This window comes from Streptococcus sp. HMSC074B11, assembly GCF_001808705.1.
Lineage (GTDB): Bacteria > Bacillota > Bacilli > Lactobacillales > Streptococcaceae > Streptococcus.
In genome coordinates, this window is sequence record NZ_KV794270.1 from 1,139 (window position 1) to 24,488 (window position 23,350).

20 protein-coding genes and 1 pseudogene are annotated in these 23,350 nt (G+C 38.0%); 1 reads left to right on the forward strand and 20 read right to left on the reverse strand.

The features are described from left to right. The 15 genes from HMPREF2619_RS04345 to efeO all read right to left on the reverse strand — a co-directional run. On the reverse strand, nt 1-5,061 hold a 5,061-nt coding region (locus HMPREF2619_RS04345), incomplete at its 3' end, for an accessory Sec-dependent serine-rich glycoprotein adhesin (protein ID WP_148130366.1). Nucleotides 5,062-5,511: 450 nt separating this feature from the next. Beyond that, nucleotides 5,512-6,477, reverse strand: a complete 966-nt coding sequence (locus HMPREF2619_RS04350; protein WP_070459325.1) for a hypothetical protein — start codon at nt 6,475-6,477, stop codon at nt 5,512-5,514. A 174-nt stretch (nt 6,478-6,651) separates the two neighbouring features. Continuing rightward, nucleotides 6,652-7,563, reverse strand: coding sequence for a bifunctional riboflavin kinase/FAD synthetase (locus HMPREF2619_RS04355; RefSeq protein WP_070459328.1), 912 nt, complete (start codon nt 7,561-7,563; stop codon nt 6,652-6,654). A 65-nt stretch (nt 7,564-7,628) separates the two neighbouring features. Continuing rightward, a complete protein-coding gene (locus HMPREF2619_RS04360; RefSeq protein WP_070459331.1) occupies nt 7,629-8,567 on the reverse strand; it encodes a dihydroorotate dehydrogenase in 939 nt (312 codons plus the stop codon). Between the two features lie 10 nt (nt 8,568-8,577). Further along, on the reverse strand, nt 8,578-9,378 hold the full coding sequence (locus tag HMPREF2619_RS04365) for a dihydroorotate dehydrogenase electron transfer subunit (RefSeq protein ID WP_070459334.1): 801 nt from the start codon (nt 9,376-9,378) through the stop codon (nt 8,578-8,580). Nucleotides 9,379-9,628: 250 nt separating this feature from the next. Beyond that, a complete protein-coding gene (locus tag HMPREF2619_RS04370) occupies nt 9,629-10,318 on the reverse strand; it encodes a sugar phosphate nucleotidyltransferase (protein ID WP_070459337.1) in 690 nt (229 codons plus the stop codon). Between the two features lie 12 nt (nt 10,319-10,330). After that, the gene (locus HMPREF2619_RS04375; RefSeq protein WP_070459339.1) at nt 10,331-11,209 is read right to left on the reverse strand and encodes a DMT family transporter; all 879 of its coding nucleotides are present in this window, start codon (nt 11,207-11,209) and stop codon (nt 10,331-10,333) included. Next, complete coding sequence (locus tag HMPREF2619_RS04380; protein WP_070459342.1) at nt 11,199-12,068, reverse strand: choline/ethanolamine kinase family protein; 870 nt, start codon at nt 12,066-12,068, stop codon at nt 11,199-11,201. Before HMPREF2619_RS04380 ends, HMPREF2619_RS04375 begins: the two co-directional genes overlap by 11 nt. 12 nt (nt 12,069-12,080) lie before the next feature. After that, entirely contained in the window at nt 12,081-13,103 is a 1,023-nt protein-coding gene (locus tag HMPREF2619_RS04385) for a ribitol-5-phosphate dehydrogenase (protein ID WP_070459345.1), read from the reverse strand. Between the two features lie 4 nt (nt 13,104-13,107). Further along, nucleotides 13,108-13,815: an IspD/TarI family cytidylyltransferase gene (locus HMPREF2619_RS04390; protein WP_070459348.1), complete on the reverse strand. Its 708-nt coding sequence runs from the start codon at nt 13,813-13,815 to the stop codon at nt 13,108-13,110. Nucleotides 13,816-14,107: 292 nt separating this feature from the next. Beyond that, nucleotides 14,108-14,275, reverse strand: a complete 168-nt coding sequence (locus HMPREF2619_RS04395) for a twin-arginine translocase TatA/TatE family subunit (protein ID WP_000512114.1) — start codon at nt 14,273-14,275, stop codon at nt 14,108-14,110. Next, nucleotides 14,259-14,990, reverse strand: a complete 732-nt coding sequence (tatC, locus tag HMPREF2619_RS04400) for a twin-arginine translocase subunit TatC (protein WP_070459599.1) — start codon at nt 14,988-14,990, stop codon at nt 14,259-14,261. Before tatC ends, HMPREF2619_RS04395 begins: the two co-directional genes overlap by 17 nt. Then, the gene (locus HMPREF2619_RS04405) at nt 14,990-16,678 is read right to left on the reverse strand and encodes an FTR1 family iron permease (RefSeq protein WP_070459350.1); all 1,689 of its coding nucleotides are present in this window, start codon (nt 16,676-16,678) and stop codon (nt 14,990-14,992) included. Before HMPREF2619_RS04405 ends, tatC begins: the two co-directional genes overlap by 1 nt. Next, on the reverse strand, nt 16,653-17,867 hold the full coding sequence (gene efeB / locus HMPREF2619_RS04410) for an iron uptake transporter deferrochelatase/peroxidase subunit (RefSeq protein WP_070459353.1): 1,215 nt from the start codon (nt 17,865-17,867) through the stop codon (nt 16,653-16,655). Before efeB ends, HMPREF2619_RS04405 begins: the two co-directional genes overlap by 26 nt. 5 nt (nt 17,868-17,872) lie before the next feature. After that, nucleotides 17,873-18,745 (reverse strand): iron uptake system protein EfeO, encoded by an 873-nt coding sequence (gene efeO, locus HMPREF2619_RS04415; RefSeq protein WP_000732970.1) that lies wholly within the window; start codon nt 18,743-18,745, stop codon nt 17,873-17,875. A gap of 181 nt (nt 18,746-18,926) precedes the next feature. On the opposite strand from efeO, the gene HMPREF2619_RS04420 reads away from it, so the two are divergent. After that, complete coding sequence (locus HMPREF2619_RS04420) at nt 18,927-19,226, forward strand: YbaB/EbfC family nucleoid-associated protein (RefSeq protein WP_070459357.1); 300 nt, start codon at nt 18,927-18,929, stop codon at nt 19,224-19,226. Between the two features lie 46 nt (nt 19,227-19,272). Here HMPREF2619_RS04420 and HMPREF2619_RS04425 read toward each other — a convergent pair whose 3' ends face one another. The 5 genes and pseudogenes from HMPREF2619_RS04425 to HMPREF2619_RS11790 all read right to left on the reverse strand — a co-directional run. After that, nucleotides 19,273-21,036: a glycerophosphoryl diester phosphodiesterase membrane domain-containing protein gene (locus tag HMPREF2619_RS04425; RefSeq protein WP_070459360.1), complete on the reverse strand. Its 1,764-nt coding sequence runs from the start codon at nt 21,034-21,036 to the stop codon at nt 19,273-19,275. 8 nt (nt 21,037-21,044) lie between these two features. Continuing rightward, on the reverse strand, nt 21,045-21,635 hold the full coding sequence (locus HMPREF2619_RS04430; RefSeq protein ID WP_070459363.1) for a 3'-5' exonuclease: 591 nt from the start codon (nt 21,633-21,635) through the stop codon (nt 21,045-21,047). 70 nt (nt 21,636-21,705) lie between these two features. Further along, a complete protein-coding gene (gene rocS, locus HMPREF2619_RS04435) occupies nt 21,706-22,197 on the reverse strand; it encodes a chromosome segregation protein RocS (RefSeq protein ID WP_000021254.1) in 492 nt (163 codons plus the stop codon). A 176-nt stretch (nt 22,198-22,373) separates the two neighbouring features. Continuing rightward, a complete protein-coding gene (gene truB, locus HMPREF2619_RS04440; protein WP_070459366.1) occupies nt 22,374-23,252 on the reverse strand; it encodes a tRNA pseudouridine(55) synthase TruB in 879 nt (292 codons plus the stop codon). A gap of 10 nt (nt 23,253-23,262) precedes the next feature. Then, nucleotides 23,263-23,344 (reverse strand): annotated as a pseudogene (locus HMPREF2619_RS11790) (DUF2130 domain-containing protein); the annotation flags it as partial. Nucleotides 23,345-23,350: the final 6 nt, after the last annotated feature.

The window sequence follows — 23,350 nt, forward strand, 5'->3', positions numbered from 1 at the left end:
AGTAGAATCAACTGAGATAGCTGGCGCTTGCGGATTGACCTTAATAGTCACGTCTACTGTTCTACTATTAGCATCTCCATTGTAGGATCCTTGTGGAAGAGTGACTTTCACCTTTCGCGTGTAAACTCCTGCGTTTGCAACCATAGCATCATCAGGAGCCTGAACCCAACTAAAGGTAGTTCCTGTCGGGAAGGATACACTTGTATTCGAATTTTTAAGTGCCTCTCCTGGATTCGCAATAATATCAGCTAATGGTGTCTTATTACCTACAGTGGTCACATATTCTTGTTTCGCAACTGGATCAACAACTGTGTAATCAAAACTTGTCTCACTTGTCAAGGCTGGATTACTAGAAGATACCGTACCAAAACGACCATTAGGATAAGAAGCAATGACTGTATAGGTTGTACTGTGACTCTTGGCATCTGAGCCCGTCGTATTCCATACATCATGGAAAAGTTGCGTACCAACAGGAGTAACTATCTCAGCTCCTTGGTTATTAACTCTATACTTATAAGACCATTTTGCTATCCCTGATAATCCTCGTTCGCCTAGATTTGTATACTGTTGGATTGTTCCACCAATATTATTCGCCCATTCTCCTCCAGTAACTTTATCACCAGGGAGATCTGACTTGAAGGCATAGAACTTACCTGTAACACCATTGTGAGTTTTGGTTTCAACTTTTGGATAAACTTTGTAGTTATAGGATAGATCCGTTGTAGAACCATCTGGATGAGTGACAGTCAATACAGCTGCACCGCTGCCATTATGGTCTCCAGCTTCAAATGTCGGTGCCTTCTTCCAGCTGACCGTAGTTCCTGTAGGAAGAGGTTGAGCTCCAACTGCACGTACAAAGTTTGCTGGGGTGAGGTTTGCTAAAGTTTCATTGCTAACCGCATAGAAAGTATCCGCTACTTTCTCAACTCCATACTTCACTTTTGGCGCAACAGTATTCGTTGTGCCATCTTTGTAGGTAATCGTTACAGTACCATCGGTAGCAATACTATAATCACTAATGCGGTTTGCCGCCTGAGGGTTTGCTATTTTCACTGCAGCAAGAATCTTAGTACGTTCATCATTTGTCAACGCAGTTGGATTAACAACAGGGATCGCATTATCAGGTTGAGCTCCTGGGAATTTTTCGTTCAGTTTCCCTTGTGCTACTACTGCTGCTACTCTACCCGTATTATCGGATAAATCCGTAGCATTAGTCCCACGAGTCCATTTATTCCCATCTTTATATTGGACATTTTCACCATAAGTAGCCGTGTACTCTAGAACTTTCGGATTTGTGGTTGAAGCGGTAGTAATCGTGTCCTTAATACCTGAGGCAGTATCATCTGATGAGTAGCCATCTTGGAAGATACGACTGATATCTGAAGTACCATCGTTTAATTTCAGAGTTTTAATCTTACCACTATTATCTTTAGCAGTTAAAACAACTTTAATCTCATCTCCTGCAAAGACTTCATAACCACGGATGCCTTGGCGGACATTATCCTTAATGGTTTGTTTTTCCCATGAGTTTGTCTTGTTATTCTTTATGTAAAGCTCAAAGTTAACTTCTGGCGCCACAGTTTCCTTAGTGATCGTCTTAGTGATTGTAGTTGATTCTAATGTCTCATTTACGTTTGTGCTAGGATTTGTGAAAGTCTTGCTTTGTTTAACCGTTACGTCACCCGTTGGCAGGAGACCGTTGTTTCCATCATAGGCAGCCTTTAAATCTGTCGCAGTAAAAGTTACGCTTGTGTCATTATTCCCCGCTGTCTTAGGGAATGTATGTCCGTTTAATGTCAGGGTAACAAGAGCACCCGGCGTCACATTGGTGACTGTAATTCCTTTATTTGGAAGACCACCTGTGTTAGTAACCTGATTATCTGCGATTTGTGGTGCTTGAGGATTGACCTTGATAATTACAGGAACTGGTCTGTTGTTTCCCAAAGCTCCACTGTATGAACCTTGTGGAAGTGTAATTCTCACATTTCTAGTGTAAAATCCTGGATTTGCTACTGTAGCATCATCAGGAGTTTGATCCCAACTATAGGTTGTACCAGAAGGGAAAGTAACATTAGTAGTTGAATTCTTCAGTGTATTTCCAGGATTAGCAATGATATCAGCTAGTGGAGCCTTATCACCCGCAGTAGTCACATAGTCTTGCTTAACCACTGGATCAACTACTGTATAGTCAAAACTAGTCTCACTTGTCAAGGCTGGGTTGCTAGAAGATACAGCACCATAACGTCCATTTGGATAGGTAGCCACGACAGTATAGGTCGTACTATGGCTCTTGGCATCTGAATCAGTAGTATTCCACACTTCTTTAAAACGTTGCGTACCAACAGGAGTAACGATCTCAGCCCCTTGGTTATTGATTTTATACTTATAGGACCATTTTGTTCCAGCTAATGCTGAGTCTCCTAGATTTGTATACTGTTCAATCGTACCACCGATGTTGTTGGCCCAGCCATTTCCTGTAACTCTATCACCAGGTAGGTTTGACTTAAAGGCATAGAACTTACCTGTCACACCATTGTATGTCTTGGTTTCAACTTTTGGATAAACAGTATAGTTGATAGTTACATCCGAGGTTGAGTTATCAGAGTAAGTCACACGCGCTTGAGCTGTTTGAGCCCCAGTTGCACTAGTAGAGATTGGCGTTAGCCAAGAAATCCTATGTCCAGTTACAGCTGATGTTGAACTATCAACTGGATTGATAGTCAGAAAGTTATTGACATTAGCAAGATCTGCAGTAGTTTCCCCTTGAACAGCGTAGACAGTTGGAACTTTAGTTGTAGCATTATAAAGTTCATTTTGTTTGATTTTATGGAAGGCATAGGTAATACCTTGATTTCCTTCAAGAACTCTGACTTTATTTCCTGATACAAATCCTCGGGCAGTAGCAACGTTTGTTGCTTTCAATTGGTAACCGTCAATGTTCAGATATTGGCTAAGATCGACCGTAGTTCCCGGAAGTTCTTGGATGAGTACCTCATCCTTACCAGGTATTTCCTCTCCAGTATCTGCATCGATGAAATTAACTGTGACATAAGCACCACGAGCAGAGTATTCAAATCTTTCTAGTCTGAACTGTTGTAAGTTAGTTCCAGAACCAGTCGAAGCAAAAATAGCCAAGGCTAGCTCTTCAGGATTACCAGCATTCGATAATAAGGTTCTGTTTTTATTCTCATTCTTAAGGTTATTGGTATCCGGCCGTCCTTGCACATTTTGGTCACTAGAAAGAGCAATTCTATCAAGTCTCAAGTCCATATACCAAGTTTGACCATTGTAGGTAACTGTCATTTCTTTGGTTCTACCATCATAGGTTACCGTATAGTCTTTCAGAGAGTTATCTGTTGGGTTTTGATTCAGTTTACTAAAGGTTCTGATTACAGGGTATACACTCCCTTGAGCTGCAGCATTAGAACCATTGTAATTATAGATAAAACCACCGAAGGCACCGCCTCCTCCCACAGACCCTGGATCGGCAGACACTTTATCAATCGATTGAGGACGGCTGGTATTATGCCAAGTATCCAGTTTAAAACCAAAGGAACCTTTTAGATTATTTCCTCCCATACCGAGAGACCCACCAGAACCATTATTTCCCGTTCCTGCATTTCCGATAACACCAGGTTCAGCAGTTGAAAACACCGCCGCAATTCCATCACCACCTGCATGTCCTGGTTTAAACCCTTCATATGCATTTCCAAGATTGATCTTACCTGTTAGGGTGAAGCTCTCAGTCATATCTATCTTAGTTTTCAATGTATAGGAACCAGCCTGCCCACCTATATTTTGTGTCAAGGTTACTGTACCACCACTCAGATTTGCAGTTCCTGATGTTTTAAAGTAGTTTGCTTGATTTTTATTGGTTACAACCAACTTAGCTCTTGGGTTGTAAGTCGCATTTCCTAAAGAAGCATTTGTATTATAAGGGATCCGCAAGTCATTTGAAGAAGTCAAAGCTTGACCATTACGGTAGTCACGCGCCCCAGAACTAGCACGAAGAACTGTGTTGACCACAGTATTACGTGTTCTAGTAGCTTCAGAGATAAGGGTGTTGAGATCAGCGTTAGGATCTGTCAAAGCATTTTGAATCGCTTCAATCGTAGCATTTCCTTTTAGAAGCGCAGTTTCAGCACCCTCACGATTTCCCAAACGACCGAGATAGGTTCCTATCTCATCTGAAAGACTCTTAAGTTTTTTCTCTTGCTCTGCACGTTTTTTGTCAGTTTCAGTCGCAGTTACAACCCCTGTTGCAACAGTTGTCAACATATCAGCAGAATTGCCATTGACTTTATCAGAAACACCTGCGCTTACTGAAGTAGTATTCAAGTTAGCTGGAGTTGACTTATAGGTAATTGTAGCACTATCTTTATCCGCCACTACTTCCTCAACCTTCGAAGTTTCATCAGTAGCACTCTTACTTGTTGAGCTTGTAACTACAGAACTAGTAGAACTCGTTTCTGAGAGGCTTTCTGATCTTGTAAGTGACTCAGAGGTACTGGTTGAAGTTGAAGCTGAGGTAGATGCTGAAGTTGACGTAGAGACAGATATTGAAGCTGACTCTGACGCAGATGTACTTGCAGACACTGATGAAGACAAGGACTCTGATAGGGATTGACTTTCAGAGACTGAAACACTCTCACTAATAGACTGAGAAGTCACATCTGAAGCTGGAGTTTCTTGATTTTCTTTCCCAACTGTCCCTAGAACAACTTTGTCCGTATTGACGAGCGTGCTATCTGTATCAATTACTTTTTCTACTGCTGTTTGTTCATTAGCATAAACCTGCGTCTGAACGATAGCTCCTCCTCCGATAACCGAACCAGCCGCTACTATCCCCTTAAGGACATCGATTCCTGTCAATGGTGTAGAAGAACACTCCTCAACAATCTCTGTTGATACTTGAGCTGTATCCACTCCGCCACGAATGACTTTAAATAAACCAAAAAGGGATGTAGAGGCACGTAACCAGTGTTTACCAGACTTGATTAACTTAAATCTTGTAACACGATCTGTTTCTCTAAATTGACCTTCATTTCTTTTAAAAAACATGTATACACCTTCCGTTTTTCTATCAATCTTAAAAATTGATGTTAACTTTTATTCTACCATTTCTTAACTATTTTTTCTATTGATTTCAGATAAAAATTAGAAAGAAAACGTTATTTATTTAGTCATTTTATTTAATTTTCATAAAGAATATGAAACTATTTTTACGAGATGATATCCTATTAACAATTTGAACAATTTGAACAATTTAAATTATCAAAAATATGCTTTCTATTGTTGTTTCCAACTATACATAATTAATAGAAATTATAGAATTTCTATGAAAATTTCAAATGATAGTTACATGTTTTTGCAAGTGTACTGAAGATTCCTAAATTTTATAACAAAACAAACCCCTACTCGCTAGATTAAAGAATTATCTTCAAAATTTTAAAAAATTAAAATAAGACTAGCATAAATATTAAAAAAGCATCGAAAATTCGATGCTTGCTATTAAATTCCTATATGAATATCTGGAAATTTATCTGAGATTAAATCCCAAAGTTCTTCCAGTTGCTCTCGAACTGTTTTTGTTGATTTCAAAACCATATCTTGTTTTTTCTTGCCATTCTTACGGATATAACAAAATTGATAAATTTTTTTCGAAAACAAAGACTTATTAATCTTCGTTTCTACAAGATAAAGATGGTCTACATCTCTTAGGTCTAAAGCTTGCGTTCCTTTATAGTAAGTGATGAGATGGTTTTTATAAAGAATTACTTTTAGATTTTCATCATAAAATTCTGCTAAACCAGCCATATTTTCAACATTTCCTTGCAATTCAGGATAGGCTTGATAAATTTCTTCCAGAGAAGCAATCGTTTTTTTTCGAATAAGAAAGGCACTCACTACTAAAAATACTCCTGTTCCTCCAAAGAAAATCACCCCAATGATGAATATCCAGCCATCATTGGCATGTTCAGTCGTACTTAAATAAAGATTGCTATTCATATTTTGATAAACAACTGATGATGGTTCAAGGATAGACTTTAAAAAGCCCGATAAATCGACAATACGATTATTTCTTGACTTATTTTTTTTGGTTGCAAGTGGTTGTAGTTGCGTTCCAATTATGGTTGCTGGATGATCGTAAAGAGTTCCAGCCGTAGCCTGATCCATGATACTCTTAATTGTGGCATCATTCTCGCTAGCTTCAATCACTGCATATTTTCCATCTCCGTCCTTACTATATTGGACAAGATAAACTACACTACCGCCTTCAACTTCACCTACCACTTCTGGATAGATATCATAGACAGTCATAGTAACTTCTTTACCTGACCGTGTGTCGTCTGAAAATGGATCCATTGGATGTTGATGATGATTCCACATGAAGACAGTTCCTGCAGAAAAAGCAAAGAAAACTAGTGAAAGAATAAGCCCAGAAATAAAGCCTTTATTTCTTTTTTCTTTAAACATCATAATCTCCTTTAGTTTGATGATTAAATTAAAGCAAAAATTCCTATAAATTTCAATAATCATCTCAAACACAAATACTATTAAATTGGGAAAGAAAGCGCTTATCAAAAAATATATATGATATTTCAAAAAAAGAGTTTGAGAAAATCCCAAACTCTACTATTATTTCAAATTCTATTTTCTTGCCATCTGTTCATCTTGCTTAAGTTGCTTAACCAATTGATCAACGCTATCAAATTTTACCATATCACGGATACGGTCCAACCAGGAAACAATGACAGTTTCCCCATAGATATCGTCAGAAAAATCAAAGATATGAACTTCAAAACGCTCTTCTTCGCCATCAAAGGTTTCATTTTTACCTAGACTCGCCATACCACGATAGACTTTTCTTTGAATTTCAACGTCAACGGCATAAACACCATCAGCTGGCATATATGTCCGATCCAAGTTGACTAGATTAGCTGTCGGGAAGCCAATAGTTCGACCTCGAGCATTTCCGTGAACCACTACACCTCTCGTTGGTAAAGGGAATCCCAAAAGTTTACCTGCTTCTTTTACATCTCCTTCTAGAATGGCTTGGCGAATGCGCGTTGAACTAATTTTCCCCTTTTCGTCCTCAACTGGTGGAACAATAACCACTTCACCATGGAAAAGTTCTTTTAAATCCTCAGCTGTTTTTCTATCTGAACCAAGAGTATAGTCAAAACCAACTACAATCGTATCTGCCTTTGCTTCCTTGACATAGGTATCAATGAATTCTTTGGCAGTCATATTTGCTACTCGACTAGTGAAATCCATCAAATACAAGCTCTCAACTCCAGCTCGCTTCAGTCTACGTTCACGTTCACTAGCATTCAAAATATGCAATAAGTGTTCAGGTGAGTATTGATTCAGAGTTAGCTTTGGTGATTCGTTAAAAGTTACTAGAGCTACTCCCTGGCGCTTTTCAGCAGCAATGTTAGAAGCTATATCAAATAATTTTTGATGGCCGAGGTGAACTCCATCAAAATAACCAAGTACAAGGACGTTTGGTCCTGGTGTTGCAATATCTTTTTCTGTTTTAATAGGTACTGTAATAATCATAGTATTTATTATACCAAAAAAATGGCGCTTTCAAAACAATTTAGACTGAATTCAGCATATAAAACTTAAAGTAAACCTTCTTTGACTTCTTTACGGAGTTGCTCTAGACTATCAATACCATATTTGTCCATGACTTTTGGTAGATTTTCGATAATATCTGGACAAGCATATGGATTGGTAAAGTTTGCTGTACCGACTCCGATAGCTGATGCACCAGCCAGATACATTTCTAAGGCAGCTTCAGCTGAATCCACTCCTCCCATACCAATGATTGGAATCTTAGTTGTTTGAGCTACTTGCCGGATTAGTTTTAGGGCTACAGGAAATACTGCAGGTCCAGACATGCCACCTGTCCCATTTGCAATAATCGGCTTTCTAGTTTTGAGATCAAAACGCATCCCTACAAGGGTATTGATCATGGTGAGTCCACTAGCTCCAGCATCTTCTGCAGCCTTAGCAATGGTTACGATGTCAGTAACACTTGGAGTCAATTTGACGTAAACGGGCACTTCTGATGCTTCTACGGCAGCCTTCACCACATCATAGGCCAACTCAGGATCTTGTCCAATTAAAAGTCCATGATTCCCATGATCAACGTTAGGACAAGAGATATTGAGCTCAATAGCTTTCACGTTAGTTGCCTTAGAAATTCCATGAGATACGGCAGCGTATTCTTGTTTTGAAAAGCCAGCAACGTTTGCGATTATAGGGAGATTGGGATACTCTCTTTGCAACCAAGGTAATTTTTCAGAGAGAACGACTTCTAAACCAGGATTTTGTAAACCAATGGCGTTTAACATACCTGCTGGTGTTTCTGCCACTCGTGGAGTTGGATTTCCAAACCTAGGTTCAAGTGTAGTAGCCTTAATCATGATAGAGCCTAAAAGGTCTAAATCATAGTATTTGGCATATTCTTGACCAAAGCCAAAACAGCCTGAAGCAGGAATGATAGGATTCTTTAATTCTAAACCTGGTAGAGAAACTTGTAATCGATTTGCAGTCATGACACTCTCCTTATAAAACTACTGTGCCTGTTTTAAATACAGGGCCATCTTCACACACACGTTGACTAACTGTTTCACTATCAGGTACTTTCAAGACGCAAGCGTAGCAAGCTCCCATACCACAGGCCATGCGGGATTCTAGTGATAGATAAGCTCTTGGATGGTCGTAAAATGTTTGATTGATGTATTTCATCATACCAGGTGCTCCGCATGAGTAAATTGCATCGAATTCGTTATCAAATTCCTTTATCACTACTGATACATTTCCTTGGGTTCTATAAGAACCATCATCAGTCGTTACAAAGACTTTGCTATATTGGGATAATTCATCTTCCAAAATAACTGCATCTTTAGTAGCAAATCCTAGAACTGTTGTGACATCTACACCACGTTCATCTAATTGTTTAGCTACTTCAAGTAAAGGAGGTACACCAATTCCTCCACCGACTAGGAGAACATGACTCTGCTTATCTAAATCAGATAAGTCAAAGCCATTTCCTTGAGGTCCCATAACATCTAAGCTATCACCTGTTTTTAAGGTTGAAAAAATTGCCGTACCAGAACCTTCGATACGATAAATAAGATGGCATTGTTTATTAGCCTTATCTATAGACGATATTGAAATCGGACGACGCAAGAGATGGGCATCATCAGGTACACGCAAATGTAGAAATTGTCCAGCTTTCATAGCTTCAACCATTTCTCCTTGAAGTACTAGTTCAAAGATTGCTGGTGCGATTTCCTTTTGAGACACTACTTTCATGGTTTCCAAGCGAATAGCACCCATGCGTTTTTTACAATTTGGATTCATACCGTTTCCTCCTTAAATTTTAAGGGGTTCAGAAAAAGAAAAACCTTGCAATCGCAAGGTTTCAGTAAGATACTTACAGAAAAGAATCAAATAAACTGTGTTTATTCGAAGTTTGTGTAATCTATTTTCTATCTGACACCTTGTGAGCCTCTCTGGACTTCCCTTAAAGGTTAAATTTTTACTAGTATACTGTATCAACCCTAAAAAGTCAAGCAAAAATAGGTAAGGTGTCTGACGTATTTTAGTTTACCTATTTTTGTGAAGAGAGAATCTTCTCCAATTTTTGATAATCTTTGACACTGTCGATTTCGTAGATAGAATTTTCTTCCAATTCCTCTACGTAAACATCTAGTTCTTTGATGTTATCTTTGACCATGTTATCCCAGTAGAGATCTACAAATTCACCGCTTGCATAAGCCTCATCGATAAATCCAACAATCTTTTCAGCTGTTGGAGCATCCCAGAATGAAACTCCACTCAGGATGCGACCATTCTTACTATCAACGATGATATCTTGAACTTTGTAATCTTCTCCGTAAACTAGGAACCATTCATTGTCACAGTCTTCACGATAAACACTGAAATATGTTGAACGCTCGATATCATTACGGAACATATTTTTGAAAAGATAGTTATCCGCATCGATAACGTAGCTATTAGCCAACTCTTCTTTTACCAAGTAAAGTGAGTAAAAATTATTGTAATCAGCATACTTATCGTTGAAGACCAAACGAACCCCGTACTTTTCTTTAAGATAGTCGAATTGTTCTTTTAAATAACCGACAACGATGATAATGTCATCAATTCCACGTTCTTTCAAAAATTCAATTTGATATTCAACCAATGGTTTTTGATTGACTTTAACCAAGGCTTTGGGAGTATTTTCTGTCATGGGTCTCAAACGAGTTCCCAATCCGGCTGCTAAAATAATCGCTTTCACGCATTTTCTCCTTTATTCTTTAATAATAATATAAACACCAGCCATTACGATAAGGGAAGTAATAATGGTCAGTAAATTAAGAGGCGAACCCAAGAAAATCGCTGCAAACAAAACAGTCCATACTACATAACTCACATTAAGACCAGTAGCTTTTGCCGGCTGCAATCGATTAATAGCCATATAATAGGCAAGATAAGAAATCATATTTGATGCTGCAAAGATAATCAAAAGACCTAACAATTGACCATTTGCCACTTCCGCAAATGAATGGTGCGAGAAGAGAACAATGACAAGATAGGACAAGAAAGATGTGACTTGTCGTATCAAGAGTGCTTCGAGTTCACTGAGTTCACTTTCCATAGCGAATGAGCTCAGAACACTTTCACTTCCCCAAGCAAGCGCACAAATCAAGGCACAGAGTATTCCGATATAGAAGGAATTAACTTGTTCAACCTTGTAGGTCTGAGCAATAATTCCTGCAATGATTAATAAAATTCCAAATACTGTATTCTTCGAAACCTTATGCTTAAGAATAAAGAAGGCAAGAAGGACAGAAACTGCAGGATAGATAGCTGAAACCGATGATGCCAAAGAACTACCGATATACTTGACCGCATAGAGATTGGCTTGCATGCCAATAGGTCCAGCTAATAGCGCTCCAATGATGACACTGACGTTTCGAATGTTCAAGAAGATTGAAAAACGTACTTTCCCTTCTTTAACTAGAAGATATCCTAGCAAGATAAAAATACTAAGAAAGTCGTGCGCTGCTGCTACTACAAAAGGCGAAAGCTCTGTAAAGATTGAAAAGATATAGGCGCTAATCGTTAAGCCTAATCCCCAGAAGACACCTGAAAGTAGACCAAAAGAAACTCCATTTTTAGTTTTCATCTAAATCTCCTTCAGACTCTAATTCTTTTACAGCTCTATTGTAGCGAGAGATTCCATAATCTCCAAAATCTGCACCATTTTCTTCTTTGTAAATGGTCCATAGGCTCCAAATAATATCTTGCAAGATTTTGTAGATACGAATTTTCTCCCTCGAAACTGGAGTCTTGTCACTCTCATAATGACTTAAAAAGTCTTCTTCCTCTTCACTAGTAAACTCTGATTCTAGGAAGAGAGCTGCCAGATCCCACATAGGGTCATTCATAGAAGAATATTCCCAATCAATGAGATAAAGGTGACCATCTGGTCCTTCTATAAAGTTTTCTGGAACCAAATCAATATGACATGATTTTTGATCAATTCCAATTTGTTCAAGTTGATCTTTCAAAGAAAATACAGACTTTCTGACAACTTCATAGTTTGGATAGGAAATCTCCCCTTGAATCAAGGTTTCATATTTTTTGATTTCCTCAAAAGGAGCAAACTCTCCTTTTAATTCTTTACCAGAAGCGTGAATGGTTTGTAGAATTGGTGCAATCTTTTCAAATTTGGTTTTAATGGTAGCTGAATCAAGTGTCTCAGCATTTTCAATGTATTGATTAACCTTAATTCCTGCTTCAATATCGAAAAGATAATTTTCTACATCTAATTTCAAATCTTTCAACAATTCAAGATTGAACTTCTCATTCTGGCGGTCGATTAATTTATCTGTACCTTTTCCGAAAAACTTAACGATATACTGATTTGAGGTTGTTTTAACCAGGTAGTTTTGATTGGTCATACCACCTAATTGTTTAACACTCAGAATATCCTCATCAGTTGATAGTAAAGAGGTAAGTTTTTCCTTAATGATTTTTTCCACAATCTTCCTCCATTAGACTTCCCACTTAAAGACTGTCTTAAATGCGGTATTTAAGTCAGTTGCAAAAACTCGGTGAATATCTTTGATTTCTCTGACTGGTTCTTCTAAATAAATGATATTTTTCAAACGATTGGCAAATCTCTTAATCTCCATCATTTGGATAGCTTTTTCAAAGTCAACACGTCCTGAACGTGAAGAACCTACCAGTAACAAACCTTTTTCCAATGAATCTCGAGTATTGATATTTACCTTGTACTCACTAACACCCATCATCAAAATAGTTCCTTGTGGTTTGATGTAACGAATGAGATCATTAATTGCAGGTCCGCATCCATCACCACCACAGCATTCAAAACCATGGTCAAAACTAAGATCTTCTGGAATACTATCCGTAATGTAAAGCTCCTTAGCAAAAGAGAAGAGTTCTAATTTTTCCCAGTGACGACCAATAACAATAATCTCAGCTTCAGGCAAGGTATAGTTGATAATATTAGCCATGACAAAAGCTAGACTACCATCTCCAATAACTGCAATACGCTGACGTCTGCTGTGAGAAACTGTCAAGAAACGATTCATAGCGTGCATCCCCACACTGACAAATTCAGTAATGGCAGCAACTGTGTCTTCGACGTCCTCATAAGCTACCACACGATCCTTAGGTAGAGAAACAAATTCTCGCATAAAACCATCATGACCACTAGACAAGAAATATGTTCCAGTCATGTAGTTTTCATAAAATTCCTCGTCACTCTGCATAGGTGGTTGATTGGGAATCATGACAACCTTCTGGCCAACTTTGTAGGTCCCTGTGGGATCAGAAATGACTGTACCACAAGATTCATGAATCATAGCCATTGGAAGCTTTTTAGATAATATTTTGGGATCACGTTTTCCTTGATAGTAACGTTGATCCGCATGACAAACCGCCATAAAGTTTGGTCGAATAAGGATATGATTCTCTTGATCAATCTTCTCTTCTTGATATTTGATATTGATAAACTTTGGTTTTGTCAGTTGATAAATTTGATTAATCATGTTTTTAGTCTTTCTCAATCATGCTTTTAGCAATCTTCAAGTCTGTAACTGTTGTGATTTTTAGATTTGAGTATTCACCTTTTGCCAAGGCAACATCTTTACCCTTAATGACAAAGATTTTACATGCATCTGTCAAAATTTCTTTTTCTTCTGCTGATAAAGAACCATACAAATCAATAAAGTCTTTACAACGGAAGGTTTGGGGAGTTTGTCCTTGATAGAGATGGGCTCGGTTTGGAATATCTGTAATGAACTGACCATTGGTACTTTCAACGATGGTATCCACCGCTTCAACCACTGTATCGACAGCATCATGATTTTGTGCAAGAGCAATGTTATCTTGAATCATTCGAAGTGTGATAAAAGGACGAACAGAATCATGCGTCACCACAATATCATCTGCGGTCAGTGGACGGTAAGCATCAATAGCTTCAATAATTTTTTCAATACTAGAATTACGATCCGCACCACCTTTGGTGATGATAATACGATCCTTGTGGAGTGGTAGGAATTTTTCAACTAAATCTTCTGCGTGTGTAACCCAGTCACCATGAACTCCAACTACAATCTTTTCAATAGTTGGTTCCAAGACAAATTTTTCGATAGTATGAATCAAGATTGGGCGATCTCCCAACTCAAGAAATTGTTTGGGTAAATTACTAATCCCCATGCGCGTGCCAGTTCCACCTGCTAAAATTCCAGCGTAGATCATTTTAATACTCCTTTAGTCTGTTCTAAAAAACTCATTCTTTACCATTATATCACAACCTAGCCCTTTATCGAAATAAATACTAGAATTCTCTAGTCAGAAAGAGCCTAGGCATACCTTTCAGGGAAAGTAACTAGAATGATAAAAAAATCTCAACTCTATTTTCAACAAATATAGAGTTCTTCAGAATATTATAGAAAACTTAAAAAAACCTTAAACTAAATAAAAAAGTTGAGATTGTAGCCAGAGATAATTCCAAACTAACAATTCTCAACTCTATTCAATCATTTTTCGTTTATTTTTCTTCTTGCTCACCGATGCCCTTAACGGCCTTCTTAAACTCGGCAAGCATTTTTCCTACTGATTCGCCTAGCTCTGGTAAGCGTTTTGGTCCAAAAATCAACAATGCTCCAAGGACAATGACTATTAAGCCTGGCGCACCAATATCACGTAAGATTCCCATTTTTTTCTCCTTTCCTTTTTCTCTTAATAATCCATTTACTAATAGCGATACTAACCTCATACAATAAGATTAAAGGAACAGTCATCGCTAAATCGCTAATAAAATCAGCAGGTGTCAATATAACAGCCAATACCAATAAAATGAAGTATGCATAACGTCTATAAGCAATGAGTAGGCCAGGCCCAATCAAACCAATTGAGGTTGAGAAAGCAATGATAACTGGCAATTCAAAGATAAATGCTAGTGGTACAGTAGTTTGAAAGACAAAAGCTAGATAATTTTGTGCCGTTAACTGCGTTTCAAATAAGTTTTCACCTAGTCCCAGTAAGACCTGAAGTATAGCTGGTGTGACAAAATAAAAGCCAAAAGCTAACCCCAAGATAAAACAAAGGAAAGTTGCAGGGATATAAGCAAAAATCGCCCCTGCTTCTTCAGTTTTAAGGGCTGGTCGGACGAAACTCCAGACTTGATAAACGGTAAAGGGCAAGGTAAGGCTAAAGGCCATCAAACTTGCCAAACGAAGATAAATCCATAAAATATCATTCGGCCCCAAGACGATCAACTTCTGACTAAAGCCTTGTGTGATATACTGATAAACCTGATCGGCAAATAATAGTGAAATGCAGAAAACCAGAAAGAAGCAAACAACTACTGCTAGCAATCTCTTTCTAAATTCTACCAAATGTTCAATAATTGTCAATTCCTTTTGATCCATCATTTTTCATCCTGTCTAATGGTAATTAGAAAAACTACGAGGATAAAGAGAGTCTGACCTGCTAACCCTTCCCAACTAGGGTAAATTCCCAATATATCAATACTTGGTATTCCTGAGATCAGATGGTTTGGAATCATATTTGTCAACTGTAAGGCATGGATACTGACTCCCGTCATCTTAAAGGCTAAGGCATAAATCATCCAAGTCAGGATAAAGAAAACCTTGTGAGGTAGGAAAAATTGACTAGCCTTGTTCATCACAAAGGCAATCATGACTAAAACTGAGAGGGCTAGAGAAATTCCTAGGACAAAATCAAAACTAGAAATCCTTGGCAGAATCCCCACATAGAATAAAATCGTCTCAGCACCTTCACGGAATACGGCTAGAAAACTTAAAGCGAACATAGAAAGGAAAGATCCTGTTTTCGTGACAGTTTGCATTTGTGATTCCATAAAAGCATTCCATTTTTTAACAGAAGATTTGCTATGTAGCCAAATACCGATTAAAATCATCATGATAACCGCAAAAATCCCGACTGCACCTTCGATGATTTCACGGTTAGTTCCTGAGGTGACTGCTGGAAAGGCAATCTGTAGGATATAGGCAATTAAAAGACTGGCTACGATACCCGCAAACGCACCACCATAGACCCACTTGAGGCCCTTTCTCATCTTGGCAGCTTTCAAAGTTGTCACAAGCGCCATGACAATCAAGAGGGCTTCTATACCTTCTCGGAGCAAGATGAGCATGGCGTCAAATGCATTATAGGAAGCGCTAGTATCAATTTGAGATAGCTCTGCAATCAAGCTAGAAAGCTTTTCTTGATATTCCCTTTCCTTTCCCTTAACCATGATGACAGGACTTTCACTTTCAACCTTGGTATAAAGCGAAGGATTGGTTGTACTTACAGAACCCTCGATAGTTGGCCAAATAGTAATAAACTCCTTCATGGTTGCAGCTGCTTCGCTATCTTGACCAGCTTGAAATTGAGCCAAGGCCTTTTTTAAAAGATCAATTCCATCCTTTAGGGTCAGATTCGAAGATGTCGTCGCAACTTCTGTACCTTCAACAAAGTTAGTAATGGCTTTTTTCAAATCATCAAACGATGCCTGAATAGTATCAAAGTTAGTTGGTTCAGTCTCAATGCTACTACGCAAAAAGGAAATTGCTGTTTCCACTTGCCCATAATGAGCTGTACTATGGTCGCGAACCACTGCTTCATTGATGGTCCAGGTTGAATTCATTTTTTTATAGGCTTCTCTTACTGCTTCCAGATCTTGAGAAGCGATTGCCTTGTCTAAGGCTTCAAAACGAGGTTCTAATCGTGAAACAAGTTTCTCTTTTTCTGCATCTAGGTCGACTGGATTTTGCTCTTTCTCAAATGTCAAAATGGCTAAAGAAATCTGAGTTAGCTGGTCTTCAGTAATATCACCAGTTAAGGCTAACTTTTCTTGAACTTGACGTCCTGCTTCAGAGTCAGAATTCTCGACTTTCTCGAAATCTTTGGTCATTTCATCGATTAGTTTTCTTGCCTGATCTTGTTTACCTTCTTTAACAGCTTTAGTTGCATCAGTTATTTTGACAAAGTAGGGACTCAAATTTTCCTTAGCTCCTACCGGAAAAATCAACAGGAAGAAACAAACACATAGGAGGATAATACTTTTAAGGTTCCAATAATTTCTGCCCAATGTAACCTCCCTTCTCTACTCCACCAAAGCAGGCAAAAAGACCACTGCCTATATGGGTAACGTACTCATTCATTTTATCCGTAGCACCTAGATTGGTCTGAACTTTAACAAAGCTATCTGGATCCTTTTGAAAAGAAATAAAGAGTAAACCAGTGTCAAACTGACCAGTCTTTTCATCTATGCCATCAGAATAAGAATAAGAGCGACGCAGGAGAGGTTTATCCACTTCTTTTGCTAAGCGTACATGAGAATCGTCAGGAAGAAGACTCAAGTCCACCTCATCAAATTCGTTTTTCTTACCAAAAGGAGCTCCACTTTCCTTATAGCGCCCAAAGGTATTTTCTTGCTCCTCCAGATTGGTTCGGTCCCAAGTATCTAGAAACATCTGGATGCGACGAACTGCCATATAGGAACCATTTTCCATCCAATCCTTACTATCTGCCCACACAACCTGATCAAATTCTTTCTCAGTGGTAACATTAGCAGTTCCGTCTTTAAAACCAAAGAGATTACGAGGAGTTTCCATACGATTACCGATAGCTGCAAAACCTGATTGACTCCAACGGAGAGTAACGGCATTTCTACCCTTACGAATAAGGTTACGAACAGCATGAAAGGCAACTTGCTCGTCATCAGCACAAGCTTGAATGACAATATCTCCACCCGTGTACTTTTCTCGTAACTGTTCCTTTGGAAAAGGAGGCAAATCTCTAAAGAGTGTTGGACGTTTGTTCTCTAGTTTCATCTTTTCTAGGAAACTAGCCGAAACTCCAAAGGTCAGGGTCAAACGATAAGGATTAAGCCCAACTGTTTCTCCAGTATCACTTGGAGGCAGAAGGTTATTGTTACCATCTTTTTTAACCAATTCTCCTTCTACAAGTTTGGCACTATAATCCGTCCAATCTTTAAATAACTGGATGATTTTCTCTTTGTCAGTTGTATGCAAATCTAAAACCACAAAATAAATGTTTTTCTGCATGACAGTTGTAATGCCAGCTTGGTGTTTGCCATAGAAGTCTATCTTTTCATCCCCGTACGAGATTTTCTCCTGACCATCAAGCTTAGGTGCGAAAAAAGCAGAAGCACCTGAAAGACCAAGTGCGAGACCAGCACCTCCAATACCTGCTTTTTTTAGAAATTCTCGACGATCCATTTTTCGTTCAAAAAATTTTTCGCCTTTGTTTGTCATATTACTTATTCTCCACCAAGAAATTTACCCATTTGTGATAATGGTTCACCAAGTTTTGTGACTGCTTCAGACAATTCCTTGGTATCCTCTTTCGTTAAGTCTGTATAGAGCTTATAGTGTTCCTTGTCCGTCATGTGTTTGTCTAACAAACTATTGACAGATTTGAAATCTTCCTCTAACTCCTTGACCAAGGCCGCATCTGATTTTTCAAGCAAAGGTTTAAAGAGTTGGAAAATCTTCTCAGCACCTTGGATATTGGCACGGAAATCATACAAATCTGTATGAGAATAAATCTCCTCTTCACCAGTAATCTTACTTGTCGCTACTTCATTTAGAAGGTCGACAGCTCCAGTTAGCATAATCTTGTAATCAACATCTACAGTTGCGATCTTAGCCTTCAATTCCTTGATGTCATTTACCAGTTGGTCACCATAAGACTCAGTTCCTTTAGTTGTATTTTCTTCCCAAAGAATGCGCTCGATACGGTGGAAACCAGACCAACCTTCTTCAGTCTTATTTTCATCTAGATAATCTGCCAAACGAAAGTCAATCTTCACATCGGATTCACCGAAGCTCTCTGCAATCGGCTCTGAACGTTCATAAGACATACGAATTAAAGGGTAGGCTTTTTTAGCTTCTTCTAACTTACCATCCTTCAAAAGTTGAACAAAACCTTCTGTATCCGTTAAAAGTTTATCAATCTGTTCTTCTACAAATGTTTTGTAGTCACTAGTTGCCTTATCCAATAGTTTTTGGTTATCTTCTGACAATTTTGCAACCTGAGATGAATCACTTGTAGTTGACGATTGTTCAAAACGAACTGCACAAGCAGATAACAACAATGCCGAAGATAAAAGGATAAAACCAAGTTTTTTCATATAACGCTCCTATTAAATCATGGGAATCCCATTTTTTAATAAATTATATCATAGTTTTTCTAATTATTCAATAAATTGTCAGAAAATTTAATGTTTACTCCTTTAAAATTAGAATAGACTTTTCTAGTTAAAATTGTTAAAATAATAGGGAAAATAAAAGAAAAGGAAGCTATATACCACCATGATGAATATGCAAAACATGATGCGTCAAGCTCAAAAACTTCAAAAACAAATGGAGCAAAGTCAAGCTGAACTTGCTGCTACAGAATTTGTTGGAACTTCTGCCCAAAACCTTGTAACTGCTACACTAACAGGGGACAAGAAAGTCATTAAGATTGACTTCAATCCAGCAGTTGTTGACCCAGAAGATATTGAAACTCTGTCAGATATGACTGTTCAAGCAGTCAATGCTGCTCTTGAGCAAATTGATGAAGCAACTAAAAAGAAACTAGGGGCTTTTGCTGGTAAATTACCATTCTAATAGCATAAAAAGAGGCTGATGTTCAATTCAGCCTCTTTTGTCTTACCTAGAAAGTAAATATTTCTGTTGCTTTCTTGAGAAGCAAGTCCGTATATTCAGGATCTTCCTGAGCGATCTCAAGCTCTTCTTTAATTTTTTCCAAATCATCTGTTATCATACCATCAACTCCCAAACGTAGGGACTTATCAAAGGATTCCGAACCATTGATTGTCCAAACATAGAGTTTTTGTTTTGTATTCCAAAGCTTGGTTACAAAATATTCATCTAAAGTAGAATATTCCATGGTATAACCTGTAGCATTTGTTCTTGGAAAAACGGAATTATAGGGCAGTATGAAATAGACTGGAATCTCTTTATCATACTGGGTAACTTTTTCAATAACATGATAATCCAAAGATTGCATCTGATGCCCATAGACTTTAATTTTTGCTCCATATTGATCTAGAAAATGATCCATCATTTGAGCACTATCTTTTCGACTCGTTTTTATTTCGATCAGCAATTTCTGATGAAGGTCATTGGCACGATTTATATAATCATCAAAGCTAGATATTTTAGTCTGATAACCATTTTCATAAATATCTAATTGCTTCAACTCATCTAAAGTTAAGTCTTGTGGTGTTACATTTAATCCCGCTAAACTTTTTAGGTTAGCATCATGCATCATGACAAACTGACCATCCTTTGTTTCTTGCACATCCATCTCAACTAAATCTGGTTTTAACTGAGCTGTTTTTTCTAAGGATTCAACTGTATTTTGGACACCATTCCCATTAGAAACTCCTCTGTGAGAGATGACAAGTGGAGGATTGACTACGGGTGCTTCGAGATAAATATAGCCTTCAATCGCAAAGAAGATACTTGCGCATCCCATTACACCCCATCTCATAATATGGTCTTTTTTCCGTCTTGGCATAATATCCAACTCCTCACCAGTTAAAAAGGAGGTAAACTTAACCAAGAAGTAGGTTAAAGACATATAGTGGATATTTTTAATCAAAATATAGTTTGAAATAGCTAGAATCAATGATTCTCGGTGTGTGAGACCATCTGCTAAAGACTGGATCATCAATAGAGGAATTAAAGGTAAGTAAAAGAAAAGATTCGTTTTGACAAGGATTAGAAAGAGATGCCAAGCGTAAAACCAAAAATGATTTCTGGTTTTTTCTAAACTGTAAAGCACTGCTTCCTTAACCGTCATTTTTTCAAAAAAGATTTTTGGTAGAACAAAAACCAACTTAACAGAAACGTATAGGAAGAGGATTGACAAAATGATAAAACCAATCCACCACATCCAGTATTTGTCTTCCATGTAGGTCTGAATAAACTCAGGTATCACTATTTTATTAAAATAATAAATTTTAAAAATCTTCCTGATAAACGGAAAAATCATAGCAATATAAACGAAGATAAACAAGGCCTTGGAAAGAGTCAGACGTTTCATAAAGGCTATACTTTCACGAAAGACCTTGCGACTATACTCAATCAAGGTTCGTTTTTCGTGATAGAGAAGGTGTCGAGCCCCAATAAAGAGGAGACTTAGTTGAAAATAGGCTACTAAAAGGTTAATGGCTATTAAGATTAAAAACCCAAGGCTGACTAAAGGCGCATGTTTTAAAATTTCAAAAACATTGTTATAGGAAATAAACAAATAGCCCGTCTGACTTAGTAAAAAACCTGCTATCAATGAGTTCAGTGGCAACCAAATATAATCTACTAGCATGAAGATTAGAAAGAATAGAAAGAGGATTTTATCCAGATTTAAGTAAATCTTTTTAAAACCCAATTTTTTAGGTTTTTCAGGTTTCATAAAACCTCCTAATCAAAAAACTGTGACAAATCTAGTCCACCAAAAGGATTAGAGTTCAGGCTACTCTTGGAGTCCAGTAAAATTCTGCTTTCATCAGATTCTAGAAAAGCTTCATAAACACGCGCAGTCATTCGCGCATCCTCTAAACTATTATGAGACTGCCCCTTGAATCCTAGAAATTCAGCAACAGTCTGTAACTTTAGATTTGCAATGCCGTGAAGATCCGAACTCCGTCGCTCAAAAGCTTCATCATAGAGATCGACTAGATATTGACGACTATAATCCAATCCATACTCTAGTAAGATTGGTAAATCACTCTTGGCTGCATTGTATCCAACAAGGGATAATTCACCAACAAAGTCTTGAAAATTCTTAAGAACTTCCTCCACCATCGGTGCATCTTTCAAGGTTTTAGACGTTATACCCGTTAAGCCGTTTATAAAACTTTTCAATGGTACATCCGTATGAACATATGAGTCAAATGCTCCTACTTCTTCACCATCTTTAAAACGGACTGCAGATACCTGAATCAAGTGGGTTTTGTCTTGATGTTTGTTAAATTCCAAATCAAATGAAATATAATCTCTTAATTTTTCCATCTTATCCATTCCTTACTGTATGTGTAAAAAGAAACTACTTGGTTATACCTAGAAACCAAGCAGTTTTTTCTTATCCTCCAAATAAGCGGGCAAAGAAGCCTTTCTTCGTTGCTTGTACTTCTTGCTTAGCCTGATCCAACTCCAACTGAAGGTTTTCTTGGTCCTTCATGGCTTGTAGGGTTAACTGTTGTTGTTGATCCAATTGCTTATCTTTTTCTGCGATTTGACGGTCTTTGACACGCATCTGTTCATCTTTTTCAGCTAACTGTTTGTCTTTAGCCTTTAACTGCTCATAAAGACGGATGATTTCAGCGTTCTTTTCATCAACAAGAATCTCCATTAACTCCCGTTGCTTCACATCATCACTAACAGGTTCATCTTCAAAAATAGTTTTTTTGTAGATTTCTTCAAGCTTAATCAAGCCACTGCGAGTTACCACAGTAACTCCTTTATCATTTTTAGTCGTATCTTCTTCAGGTAATTCCTTGACACGGTTATTGATTGCTTGGCGAGACAAGCCCAAGACCTCAGCAATCTCACTAACAGTCATCTCAATACTCATAATATCCTCTGAAAGTTTTCTAGCTTTTCTTTATTTAAATATTATCATAAGCAAGCAAAACTGTCAAATATCACCGTGTTTTCAACCCTTTTTCAAAACAATTTCTCTTCTAAACTAAATTGTCTTTCAGCTTTTTTAAACTAAACATCCGTTTGCAATTTTACCACCAGCTCTAATCAATTGAAAACCTTTCTTGGTTTATAAAGAGTATCCCGTTTCTCTAAAATGGCTAATAACTTATCACCTTCAAAACCAGCCAATTCCTTCTCAGTTTGTTCCAATTCAATAAAGCGACCAAAACGCACTTCTTCTGCCTGTTCTGGGGTCAAATAAACCTTAACTAAGTCGCCTGTACCAATCTCTAAGGGATGAAGAAAGTCTAACTCACCAGCTTGAACCTTTTCCTCAATTTCATTCAAGGTCAAAGCATTATCTAACTGCAAGTCCGCAGCGCTTGTTCGTGTTAAATGAGACATATGAGCTGCATAGCCAAGTTTTTCTCCCAAGTCAACTGACAAGGTACGGATATAAGTCCCTTTGCTACATTTTACACGGAAACTAAATCGAGCCAGATTATTTTCATAGGAAATGGTACTTGTTCGTTCGAAACTATAAATCGTCACCTGACGTTCTGGACGTTCGACTTCCTGACCAGCACGCGCATACTCATAGAGCTTGCGCCCATTGACCTTGACAGCGGAATACATTGGGGGAATCTGAATAATAGATCCAGTCAGACTAGCAATGGCTTCATCGACAAGCTTATCATCCAGTGGAGACAAAACAGGGGTCTCAGCAACCACCTCACCACTAGCATCCTCGGTTGTTGTAGAATATCCCAGAGTAATTTCACCCTCATAGACCTTACCTTCGTCCTGCATAAACTCCACCATACGAGTCGCCTTCCCTACAGCAATGGGTAAAACACCCACCACATCAGGATCCAAGGTCCCACCGTGACCAATCTTCTTAGTTCCTAAAATCTTTCGCAGTTTAAAAACCGCATCATGCGAGGTCATCCCCGCTTCCTTTTTTAAGTTGATAATACCGTTCATGTGTTGCTTTCTACTCCCCCTTCAATGCTTCAAACTTAGCTTTCATGGTTGGATTCTTCCGAGTCAATTTTTACTGAGGCATCGTCTACCTTTTATTC